At 59.7% G+C, this 10,205-nt stretch carries 12 protein-coding genes; all 12 read right to left on the bottom strand.

What is annotated here, in order from left to right:
* Positions 1-590: ClpX C4-type zinc finger protein (locus Q0J75_RS03770; RefSeq protein WP_297196939.1), on the bottom strand; the 590-nt coding region annotated here is incomplete at its 3' end.
* Between the two features lie 91 nt (positions 591-681).
* Positions 682-1,263 carry an ATP-dependent Clp protease proteolytic subunit gene (locus Q0J75_RS03765; protein ID WP_297196938.1) on the bottom strand — a complete coding sequence of 194 codons (582 nt, stop codon included), beginning with the start codon at positions 1,261-1,263 and terminating at the stop codon, positions 682-684.
* 119 nt (positions 1,264-1,382) lie between these two features.
* The gene (gene tig / locus Q0J75_RS03760) at positions 1,383-2,816 is read right to left on the bottom strand and encodes a trigger factor (protein WP_297196936.1); all 1,434 of its coding nucleotides are present in this window, start codon (positions 2,814-2,816) and stop codon (positions 1,383-1,385) included.
* Between the two features lie 118 nt (positions 2,817-2,934).
* Entirely contained in the window at positions 2,935-3,615 is a 681-nt protein-coding gene (locus Q0J75_RS03755) for a metallophosphoesterase (protein ID WP_297196934.1), read from the bottom strand.
* Positions 3,616-5,103, bottom strand: coding sequence for a threonine synthase (gene thrC / locus Q0J75_RS03750; protein ID WP_297196932.1), 1,488 nt, complete (start codon positions 5,101-5,103; stop codon positions 3,616-3,618).
* Complete coding sequence (locus Q0J75_RS03745) at positions 5,091-6,035, bottom strand: dipeptidase (protein WP_297196930.1); 945 nt, start codon at positions 6,033-6,035, stop codon at positions 5,091-5,093. Before Q0J75_RS03745 ends, thrC begins: the two co-directional genes overlap by 13 nt.
* 15 nt (positions 6,036-6,050) lie before the next feature.
* Complete coding sequence (locus Q0J75_RS03740) at positions 6,051-6,422, bottom strand: YraN family protein (protein ID WP_297196928.1); 372 nt, start codon at positions 6,420-6,422, stop codon at positions 6,051-6,053.
* On the bottom strand, positions 6,419-7,033 hold the full coding sequence (locus Q0J75_RS03735; RefSeq protein WP_297196926.1) for a ribonuclease HII: 615 nt from the start codon (positions 7,031-7,033) through the stop codon (positions 6,419-6,421). The genes Q0J75_RS03740 and Q0J75_RS03735 overlap by 4 nt, the downstream gene beginning before the upstream one ends.
* 14 nt (positions 7,034-7,047) lie before the next feature.
* Positions 7,048-7,902: a ribosome biogenesis GTPase YlqF gene (gene ylqF, locus Q0J75_RS03730; protein WP_297196923.1), complete on the bottom strand. Its 855-nt coding sequence runs from the start codon at positions 7,900-7,902 to the stop codon at positions 7,048-7,050.
* Between the two features lie 189 nt (positions 7,903-8,091).
* Positions 8,092-8,433, bottom strand: coding sequence for a 50S ribosomal protein L19 (gene rplS, locus Q0J75_RS03725; protein WP_297196921.1), 342 nt, complete (start codon positions 8,431-8,433; stop codon positions 8,092-8,094).
* Between the two features lie 136 nt (positions 8,434-8,569).
* The gene (locus Q0J75_RS03720; protein WP_297196919.1) at positions 8,570-9,166 is read right to left on the bottom strand and encodes a site-2 protease family protein; all 597 of its coding nucleotides are present in this window, start codon (positions 9,164-9,166) and stop codon (positions 8,570-8,572) included.
* The gene (locus Q0J75_RS03715; RefSeq protein WP_297196917.1) at positions 9,167-10,165 is read right to left on the bottom strand and encodes a M23 family metallopeptidase; all 999 of its coding nucleotides are present in this window, start codon (positions 10,163-10,165) and stop codon (positions 9,167-9,169) included.
* Between the last annotated feature and the right edge of the window lie 40 nt (positions 10,166-10,205).

Below are 10,205 nucleotides of genomic sequence, written 5' to 3'. Positions count from 1 at the left end.
GTGATGGAGGTGTTCTCGCTCTTCCGGGCGATCTTGTCGATCTCGTCCACATAGATGATGCCCCGCTCGGCCAGCTCAATGTCATAGTCGGCAGCCTGGACCAGCCGCAGCAGGATATTCTCCACGTCGTCGCCCACATAGCCCGCCTCGGTAAGGGTGGTGGCATCGGCGATGGCGAAGGGGACCTTCAGGATACGGGCCAGGGTCTGGGCAAAGAGAGTTTTGCCGCAGCCGGTGGGACCCATGAGCAGGATGTTGCTCTTCTGGAGCTCCACGTCCTCCCCGCCGCCGAAGTAGATCCGCTTATAGTGGTTGTACACCGCCACGGACAGGGCTACCTTGGCGTCCTCCTGGCCGATGATATACTGATCCAGCACGTCCCGGATCTCTCTGGGGGTGGGGATCACGTCGGGAATATCGGGAGCGGCAGCTTCTTCCGGGTCATAGTTGTCGTCCAGAATGCTCATGCACAGATGGACGCACTCGTTGCAGATATAGGCCCCGGGACCGGCGATGATGCGGGCCACCTGGTCCTGATGCTTGCCGCAAAAGGAACAGCGTACGCTTTTGCGCTCGTCATTTTTTGGCATATCGTTACCTCGTCGTACTCTGGAATGGTTGCGGATAGAAGCGGGTAAAAAACCGGAAAGGGAGCGGGGCATCTCCCCCGCTCCCCGCAGCTTACCGGGAATAGATGACCTTGTCGATCAGGCCGAACTCCTTGGCCTCTTCGGCGGACATGAAGTTGTCACGCTCGCAGGCGGCGGTGACCTCCTCCACATTCCGGCCGGTGTTGTCGGCCAGGATCTGGTTCATGCGCTTTTTGATGATCTCCAGGCGCTTGAGGTGGATGGCCATATCGGTGATCTGGCCCTGGGTGCCGGCGGAGGGCTGATGGATCATGATCTCCGCATTGGGCAGCGCCAGACGCTTACCCTTGGCCCCGGAGGAGAGCAGGAAAGCCCCCATGCTGGCCGCCATACCAATGCAGATGGTGGACACATCGCACTTGATGTACTGCATGGTGTCATAGATGGCCATACCGTCGGTGACGGAGCCGCCGGGGCTGTTGATATAGAACTGAATGTCCTTATCCGGGTCCTGGGCCTCCAGATACAGCAGCTGAGCTACCACCAGACTGGCGGTAGTGGCATTGACCTCCTCGCCCAGAAATACGATGCGGTCGTTGAGCAGACGGGAGAAAATGTCATAGGACCGCTCGCCCCGATTGGTTTGCTCCACGACATAGGGTACTAAGCTCATGATTGCGAAACTCCTTTATTCTGATGTCAGAGCGCCGGGTGCCGCTCGGAGCGCCCGGGCCCCGGACCATCCCCACCCTTGGGCAGGCCTATCTCAAAGTATGCCCGCCCAACAGCGGCTTATTCCTCCGTTTTCTCCTCAGCGGGAGCCTCTTCCGCAGGGGCCTCCTCCACCTTCTTCTTGGTGGTGCGGCGGCGCTTGGGCTTCTCCTCACCCTCGGCGGCCTCGCCCTCGGTCTCAGCGGCCTTCTTTTTGGTGGTCTTCTTCTTGGCAGGAGCCTTGCCCACCTTGGCGCTGTCATAGATGACCTTCTCAGCCTTCTGGAGGGCCAGCCCCTTCTTCACGTCCTCAGCGGGAGCAGCGGCCTTCACCTTGTCCAGCTCCATGTGGTACTCCTCGGCCAGACGGTTGTACTCGGCCTCCAGCTCCTCGTCGGAGATCTCAATGTTCTCGGCGGCCACCACGGCATTCAGGGCCAGATCCCGGCGCACCCGCTCCATGGCGGCGGCAGAAGCCTGAGCGCGGACCATATCGATGGTCATGCCGGTCATGGCCATATACTGCTCGAAGGAGATGCCCTGAGCCTGGATGCGGCGGGCCATATCCTCCACCATCTGGTCGGTCTCATAGGCCACCATGGCGTCGGGGATCTCCACCTCCATGTTGTCCATGACCTGCTCCATGACGGCGGCCTCAAAGGCGCGCTTGGCCTGGGCCTCCCGGCGCTCGGTCAGCTTGGCGGACAGATCCTTCTTGAAGTCCTCCAGGGTATCAAACTCGGACACGTCCTTGGCAAACTCGTCGTCGATGGTGGGCAGCTGCTTCTCCTTCACCTCATGGACCTTCACCTTGAAGACCACGGGCTTACCGGCCAGGTCAGCGGCATGATATTCCTCGGGGAAGGTGACATTCACGTCCTTCTCGTCGCCGGCCTTAGTGCCCACCAGCTGATCCTCGAAGCCGGGGATGAAAGCGCCGGAGCCCAGCTCCAGGCTGTGGCCCTCGGCCTTGCCGCCCTCGAAGGGAGTGCCGTCCAGGAAGCCCTCAAAGTCAATGACCACGGTGTCGCCGTTCTGGGCCTCGCGCTCCACGGTAACCATGCGGGTAGAACGGTTGATGTAGGGCTTGAGCTCATTATCGATGTCCTCGTCGGTGAGCTTGACCTCTTCCTTCTCAGCGGAGAGGCCCTTGTACTCGCCCAGCTTCACCTCGGGACGAACGGTAACAGTGGCCTTGAAGGTCAGGCCGTCCTTGCCGGCCTCCAGAACCTCCACGTTGGGCCAGGACACTACGTCCAGCTTCTCCTGCTCCACAGCCTCGGCATAGGCCTTGGGATAGAGCTGGTTGATGGCTTCCTCATAGAATACGCCGGAGCCGTACATACCCTCGATGATCTTCCGGGGGGCCTTGCCCTTACGGAAGCCGGGGACCATAATGCTGCCGCGCTGCTTCAGATACGCCTTCTGGACCGCGGCCTCAAATTCCTCGCCGCCGATCTCGATGACCAGCTCCACGGCGCTTTTTTCCTGCTTCTCGACGCTTTTGACATTCATCTTGTTAACTTCCTCCTGTCAGCCCCGGGGCCCGAATTGCGGTTCAGGACGGGGCAGCTTTCGCGTTATCCGCTATATATTATCAGATATGCGCGGAAATTGCCATAGTTTTTTTGAATTATTCCATGATTTTTTGGGGACGGAACCCCACATAGTCCGCCGCCACCAAATGATAGGCCACCGGTCCGTACGTTCCTTCCACGGCCAGACGGTGGCTACCGCCATGGAGATGGCCGTAGTAACAGGCCTCCACCTGGTACCGCTCCAGCAGGGCGATGATCTCCGGGCAGCGGTAGCCCTGATAGAGAGGCGGGTAGTGGAGAAAGCACAGCTTCTTCTTCTCCCCCGCCGCCTTCAGCGAGGCCTCCAGCCGGATCAGCTCCCGGTTGAATACCTTCTGGTCGCCGGTTTCTTCATAGAACCAGCCCCGGGTACCGCACAGGGCGTACTCTCCATACTCATAACAGTTGTTGTGGAGAATGTGCAGGGTGGAAAAGCTGTGCTCCTGAAAAAAGCGGTTCATCTTGGCGGCGGTATTCCACCAGTAATCGTGGTTGCCCTTGAGCAGCAGCTTGACCCTGCCGGGCAGGCCGTCCAGAAAGGCAAAGTCTGCTTCCGCTTCCTCCAGGCTCATGCCCCAGGACAGATCGCCGCACAGCACTACTGTGTCCTCCGGGCTTACCGCCCGAAACCCCTCCCGGAGCTTGTCCACATAGCCCTCCCAACCTCCGCCAAACACGTCCATGGGCTTATTGGAGCCAAGGGAGAGGTGGGTATCGCCAATGACAAACAGGGCCATTTACTTGAGCATCTCCAGCACCTGGTCCACCATGAGCTCCTTGTTGACCACCTGGTTGAACCGGGGAGTCTTATTTTTCAGTGCGGCCAGAGGAGTAGGCACGGGCACGCCGGTGTGCTGGGAGAGCTGATCCAGAATGGCGGTTCCCTGAGCCAGCTCACTGACACCAAGGGCGCTGAGCACACTGTCGCAGAACTTGAAGGGACTGGCAGTGGATACCACCACGGTGGGCGTGCTGTCCCCAGAACGCTCCCGGTACTGATTCAGCACGTCAAAGGCCACGGCGGTATGGGGGTCGATGAGGTAGTTGTGCTCCTGCCACATCTGACCGATGACCTTTTTGGTCTGAATGTCATCGCAGTAGCCGGCGGCAAAGATCCGGTTGAGCTTGCTCTGGATAGCGGGGCTCACCTTGTACAGGCCGACGGTGGCCAGCTGGTTCATATACTCCCGCACCAGGGCGTCATCCTGCTCACTGAGGGCGAAGAGCATCCGCTCCAGGTTAGAGGAGATCAGGATATCCATAGAGGGGGAAATGGTGTTGTGGAAGTCCCGGTTGCGGTCGTACTGACCGGTGCGGATGAAGTCGGTGAGCACATTGTTGGAGTTGGAGGCACAGATCAGCCGGTTGATGGGCACCCCCATCTCCTTGGCGTAGTAGGCCGCCAGAATGTTGCCAAAATTGCCGGTGGGGACACAGACGTTGATGGGGTCCCCCTTCTGGATCTTCTCATCCCGCAGCAAATCGCAGTAAGCAGAGATGTAGTAAACGATCTGAGGCAGCACCCGTCCCCAGTTGATGGAGTTGGCAGAGGACAGGAAGAAGCCCTGTTCAGCCAGCTTCTCCCGCAGATTTTCGTCGGAGAAGAGCTTCTTTACCCCGGTCTGGGCGTCGTCAAAGTTGCCCAGCACCGCGCACACGCCCACATTGCCGCCGTCCTGGGTGTTCATCTGCAGCTCCTGCACGGCGGACACGCCGTCCTTTGGATAGAACACCAGGATGCGGGTGCGGTCCACGTCCCGGAAGCCCTCCAAAGCAGCTTTACCAGTGTCGCCGGAGGTAGCCACCAGGATGCATACCGTCTTGGATTCCTGGTTTTTTTTCAGAGAGGCGGTGAGCAGATGAGGCAGCATCTGAAGCGCCATATCCTTAAAGGCGCAGGTGGGGCCGTGCCACAGCTCCAGACAGTAGGTGTTGGAATCCACCTGGCGGACAGGAGCCACCTCGGGGGCGTCAAATTTGGTATCGCTGTATGCCTTGGCGGCAAAGGAGGTCAGCTCCGAGGAGGTGAAGTCGTCCAGATAGGAGTTCATCACAAAGACCGCCCGCTGCTGGTAGGACATATCGCGCAGGGTGACCAGCCCGTTGGGGGACAGCTTGGGAAAGACCTCGGGGGTCATCAGGCCACCGTCGGAGGCCAGGCCTCGGGCGATAGCCTGAGCGGCGGTACACCGCTCCTGTTTGTTTCTTGTGCTTACATAGTACATACTTTGCTCACTACCCTCATCAGATTATTGAAGAATAAATCCTGTACCAAGGTCTCGGAATATCCATGCCCCAGCAGGAAGTCGTAAAGTCGTGCATAGTCCTGGACTCCGGCCATATTGCCGGCCAGAGAGCCGCACCCATCCAGGTCGCCCCCCAGAGCGATACTCTTTTCGCCCCCCAGCTCCAGCCAGTGGTCCAGGTGGGCGGCGATGGCCTCCAGGCCGGCGGTTCCGCCCACAAACTCGGTGAACAGGTTGAACCCCGCCACACCGCCGTGGTCTATTATGGCAGTAAATTGCTCGTCGGTCAAGTTCCGCGGGTGAGAAAACACCGTTCTGCTGTTGGAATGACTGGCGAAGAAGGGACCGGACAGGGTATCGGCCACATCCCAGAAGCCGGGGTCGGACAGGTGGGATACGTCCACCAGCATACCCAGTTCTTCCGCCTTGCGGACAAAGGCCCTGCCCTGCCGGCTCAGGCCCCGGTCCGTCTCCTCGGCATTGGTACCGCTGAGGGCATTGGGCCGGTTCCAGGTCAGGTTCACCGCCCGAACGCCCAACCGATGGGCCTCCTCCAGCCGCTCTGGGGAGCAGTCCAGCATCTCCGCCCCCTCCACAGAGAGAAAGGCCGCCATTTTTCCCTGGGCAAAGGCCGCCTCCGCCTCTCCTGCCGTGCGGCAGTGGATGATACACCCGGCGTTGGCATCCATTTCCCTGGAAAAGAGGGCATATTCCGTCTGGAAAATCTGGTCAAAGGACATCCCCGGAAAATCCTCCGGCTGACCGAAGAGGGCAAAAAACTGGGCGTACCGCCGGTACTGCCCCGCCCGCTCCAGGTCTACATGATAGCCGTTGCGGGCAAAGTCGCCTCCAAACAGGTGGCACATGAGCACGGTATCACAGTGTCCGTCAAATACATCGATTTCCGGCACCTCTTCCGCCTCCTCCTAAAACACATTTTCCCAATAATAAAACGTCGGGCTTTGGGTAGCCATGCCTTGGGGCGCGTACAGCTCCGCCACGTCAAACCGGGGCTGAAGCTCCTCCCATGGGTGTTCCGCCAGATAAAACTCCGCCGTGGTGCGCAGCTTCTGCTGCTTCCGCTTGTCCACCGCCGCCCGCCCAGGGGCAAAGGTGTCGTTCTTCCGCAGCTTGACTTCTATAAAGCATAAGTACTTGTCATGCTTTGCGATCAGGTCGATCTCGCCAAACCGGCAGCGATACCCGGCGGCCAGGATGGTATAGCCCCGCTGCCGCAGCAGCTCTGCCGCCTTGGCCTCTCCCCACCGGCCCAGCAGCTTTGCCTCTCCGCCGCTCACCCTTTTTTCCTCTTTTTTAAAAAGGTTTTGCGGTGAATGGGACAGGGACCGTACTGGTCCAGTCGCTCATAGTGGAGCTTGGTGGGGTAGCCCTTATGGCGCTCAAAGGCGTACTGGGGATATTCTTTGGCCATCTCCTCCATGTACCGGTCCCGGCTTACCTTGGCCAGAATAGAGGCGGCGGCAATGGACGCCGACAGGGAATCTCCCTTTACAACTGTTGCGTGGGACGTGGTAATGGCCCCCGACTTGCCATGATCTCGGTTGCCGTCGATGAGGGCAAAGTCCGGCTTTACGTTCAGGCCATCTATGGCCCGCTGCATGGCGTTCATCCGGGCACTGAGAATGTCGGTGGTATCGATCTCCTCCGGCTCCACCCAGGCCACCGCCCAGGCCTGGGCCTGGGCTATGATCTGGTCATAGAGCAGGTCCCGCTTTTTGGGGGTCAGTTTTTTGGAGTCGTTCAAGCCTGGAAGGTTCAGCTCTCGGGGCAGAATCACTGCCGCAGCGTACACCGGACCGGCCAGAGGACCCGCCCCCGCCTCGTCGCAGCCGCACACCAGCCCATGGCCCTGGGCCCAGCACGCCCGCTCCAACTCCCATAAATCCATACAGGTATACTCCTTTACACCTCTTGTGGTGTCTCTAACGTAAAGTTTCCAAGCTTGCCGCTTCGGTATTCCTCCAACAGCACCCGGGCCATGCGCTCCAAGTCCACTTCCCCGCCGGAGACAAGAAATCCGCGCTTGCGGCCGCACTGCTCCAGCAGCTCCCAGCCGGGCAGGCCGGGCTGAGGCTCCACCTTATAGCGGGCGGCGATGGCCTGGGGATAGCGCTCCCCCAGAATCTCTATCAGATGACAGGCCAAGGTCTCCCGGTCCATAATCTCGTCTTTCACAGCGCCGGTAAAGGCCAGGTGCATACCAGTGGTTTCGTCTTCAAACTTGGGCCACAGGATACCGGGCGTATCCAACAGGTCAAGGCCGGGGTCCACATTGACCCATTGCTTGCCACGGGTGACGCCGGGCTTGTTGCCCGCCTTGGCGGACTTTTTCTTTGCCACCTGGTTGATAAAGGTGGATTTGCCCACGTTGGGCACCCCCACCACCATGGCTCGCACCGGGCGGCCCACCAGGCCCTTGGCCTTCCACTGCTCTATCTTGTCCTTCAGGGCGGACTTGATGGCAGTGGAAAACTGATTGACTCCTTTTCCGTCCCGGGCGTTGGTCTCCATGACCCACCAGCCTTTTTGACGGAACCACTCCCCCCACACCTTGTTCATAGCGGGGTCGGCCTGATCCGCCCGGTTTAGGATGATGAGCCGGGGCTTTTCCCCCACGATCTCGTCGATATCTGGGTTGCGGCTGGAGATGGGGATGCGGGCGTCGATGATCTCCGCCACCAAGTCTACCAGCTTCAGATCCGCCTGGATCTGCCGTCGGGTTTTTGTCATATGGCCGGGATACCATTGGATATTCATCTTCCCGCCTCCTCTGTCCGGCTCCCCTGCCGGAGCCTGCGTTTTAACCACCATTATACACAAGATATAGTAGTTTGAAAAGAGCAAACACGCATAAAACTTCAGGTATCTGAAGTGCTTGCTTGTGCTTTTCCAAAAGAAAAAAGAGAGGCTGAAAGCCTCTCTTTTTTCGGATAAAATCCAATGCGCTCAGATGCGCTCCTTGACCTTGGCGCTCTTGCCCACGCGGTCCCGCAGATAATACAGCTTGGCGCGGCGCACCTTACCCTTGCGGACCACCTCGATCTTCTCCACAGCGGGCGCGTGGAGGGGGAAGACCTTCTCCACACCGACGCCGTAGGACACGCGGCGGACGGTGATGGTCTCCTCAATGCCGCCGTGCTTCTTGGCGATGACGGTACCCTCAAAGACCTGGATACGCTCACGATTGCCTTCCTTGATGTGCACGTGCACGCGGATGGTGTCGCCCACGTTAGCCACAGGGGGCTCCGCCTTCTGGTACTTGGCGCTGAAAGCCTGCATAAGATCCATGTTCATTTCCTCCTGATGATAGGCGTTCGTACCGGCCTTGTTCCACCGTCTCTCAGGGACGGCAGCCGCAGAGGACCGCCCTTTATTGAGTCCGAGATAGTATATCATGGCGTTTCATAAATTGCAAGCAGATTTTTCATGTTCTGCCCGCTTTTTTGACCATCTTTCCCCGGAAGGGTGCTACTGTCAGCCACAGGGCAACCAACAATAGGGTCAGGTTATGCTCTCCCGTCCTCCAGAGCAGCAGAGCCCCCATGGTCAGCCCCATGCACAGCCCGGCGGAGAGCAGAGCCACCGCTGGCTCCGCCCAGTCGCCCTTTCCCGCCAGCGTCAGCAGGCAGCCCAAAGCCCGGCCGCCGTCCAGAGGGCCTACCGGCAGCAGATTGAAAAGCGCCAAAGCCAGGTTGACCCCGGCAAAACACCACCAGCCCTCCCCCAGTCCGGCACAACCCAGCGCCAACAGCAGATTGACCGCCGGACCGGCCAGGGCGGCAGACAGTTCCCGGGCGGACCCCAGAGGGCGGCGGGCGGACAGGACCATCTCAGCCCCCACACAGGTGATCCGCAGCCGGGCCACCTGTCCCCCCAGCAGCCGGATGGCGATATAGTGGCCCAGCTCATGAAGCGTGCAGGCTGACAGCACCAGCATCACCATGCCGTCGCTGTCCAGGTAGTACAGCAAGGCCCACAGCAGCAAGGCCCCCGCTGTGATTTCCACCTGTTTCCATCTCATTCAGTTGGTCTCAATATAGTAAATGGGGTTGATGCGGACTCCGTCTACCTTCAGCTCCAGATGGAGGTGTGGGCCGGTACTGTTGCCAGTATTCCCCGACAGAGCCACGGTCTCCCCTGCCTGCACCGTCTGACCCTGGTGGACCAGCAGCTCACTGCAATGGGCGTAAAAGCTTTTGACCCCGTTGGCATGGCTGATCTGAAGGTAAAGGCCATATTCGGGGGAGTCGCCGATGTAATCAATGGTGCCGTCGGCAAAGGCCAAAACCTGGGTGCCGGTGTTTACCGCCAGGTCCACCCCGTTGTGGAACTTTTCCTCTCCGTCTACCGGGTGCTCCCGCCAACCGAAGGGCGAGGAAAGCCACCCCATTACCGGGGTCACCGTCTCCTCCAGATTCAGATGATATTTGTCCATGGAAGTGTTGTCCGGCAAAGCGGGGCCGTCATAGTTTACGTGTTCTACCTCCGGCTCTGGCTCCGTTGTTGGGGTAGGCTCCGGGGTGCTCTCCGGCTGGGGCGCGGGAGTCGCCGCCACCGTTGGGGCGGCCTCCGCCTTTATAGTGCTGCCCAGCATACCGGCCTCCCCCTGTCCGGGAAAGCCGCTGAGGTAGGAAACCTGGGCGGCGTATAGTGTGTTTTCCCCTGTGCCGTCAGTTTCCTCCAACTGGCCGCCAAAGGCCTCGATCCACAGCTCACTGACGGAGTCCAGTACCGGCTCCCCCTGGGAGATGGACTGGCCCAGGTCGGAAAAGACCGCCTGAAAATCCGTGTCCCCCCGCAGCAAGACCAGCACCTGGTCCCGCAGAGCGGCTACCCGCTGGGGAAAGATCCCCTTTCCGATAAAAACTGTCAGAAACAGGGCCAGGCATACCACCAGCTGGATCACCCGCCGCTTTTCCCGAGGACCCAGCACCGCTTTTTGCTTCTTCCGTCCCGGCCTCTGTCTCCCTCTGTCCATGCCGGCGCCCTGCCGGACGCTCCGCTGTTGTGTCATCCCCATGCCGGCCCGCATCCCTTCTGTATGAGTGTGGGCTATCTAT

The organism is uncultured Flavonifractor sp., from assembly GCF_944385615.1.
In the GTDB taxonomy this organism is placed as follows: Bacteria; Bacillota; Clostridia; order Oscillospirales; family Oscillospiraceae; genus Flavonifractor.
This window is presented reverse-complemented; position numbering and strand designations above follow the sequence as displayed.

Coding starts and splice junctions, on each gene's coding strand:
- Q0J75_RS03765 (WP_297196938.1), bottom strand. CDS start 1,263: ATGAGCTTAGTACCCTATGTCGTGGAGCAAACCAATCGGGGCGAGCGG.
- tig (WP_297196936.1), bottom strand. CDS start 2,816: ATGAATGTCAAAAGCGTCGAGAAGCAGGAAAAAAGCGCCGTGGAGCTG.
- Q0J75_RS03755 (WP_297196934.1), bottom strand. CDS start 3,615: ATGGCCCTGTTTGTCATTGGCGATACCCACCTCTCCCTTGGCTCCAAT.
- thrC (WP_297196932.1), bottom strand. CDS start 5,103: ATGTACTATGTAAGCACAAGAAACAAACAGGAGCGGTGTACCGCCGCT.
- Q0J75_RS03735 (WP_297196926.1), bottom strand. CDS start 7,033: ATGGATTTATGGGAGTTGGAGCGGGCGTGCTGGGCCCAGGGCCATGGG.
- ylqF (WP_297196923.1), bottom strand. CDS start 7,902: ATGAATATCCAATGGTATCCCGGCCATATGACAAAAACCCGACGGCAG.
- rplS (WP_297196921.1), bottom strand. CDS start 8,433: ATGGATCTTATGCAGGCTTTCAGCGCCAAGTACCAGAAGGCGGAGCCC.
- Q0J75_RS03720 (WP_297196919.1), bottom strand. CDS start 9,166: ATGAGATGGAAACAGGTGGAAATCACAGCGGGGGCCTTGCTGCTGTGG.
- Q0J75_RS03715 (WP_297196917.1), bottom strand. CDS start 10,165: ATGGGGATGACACAACAGCGGAGCGTCCGGCAGGGCGCCGGCATGGAC.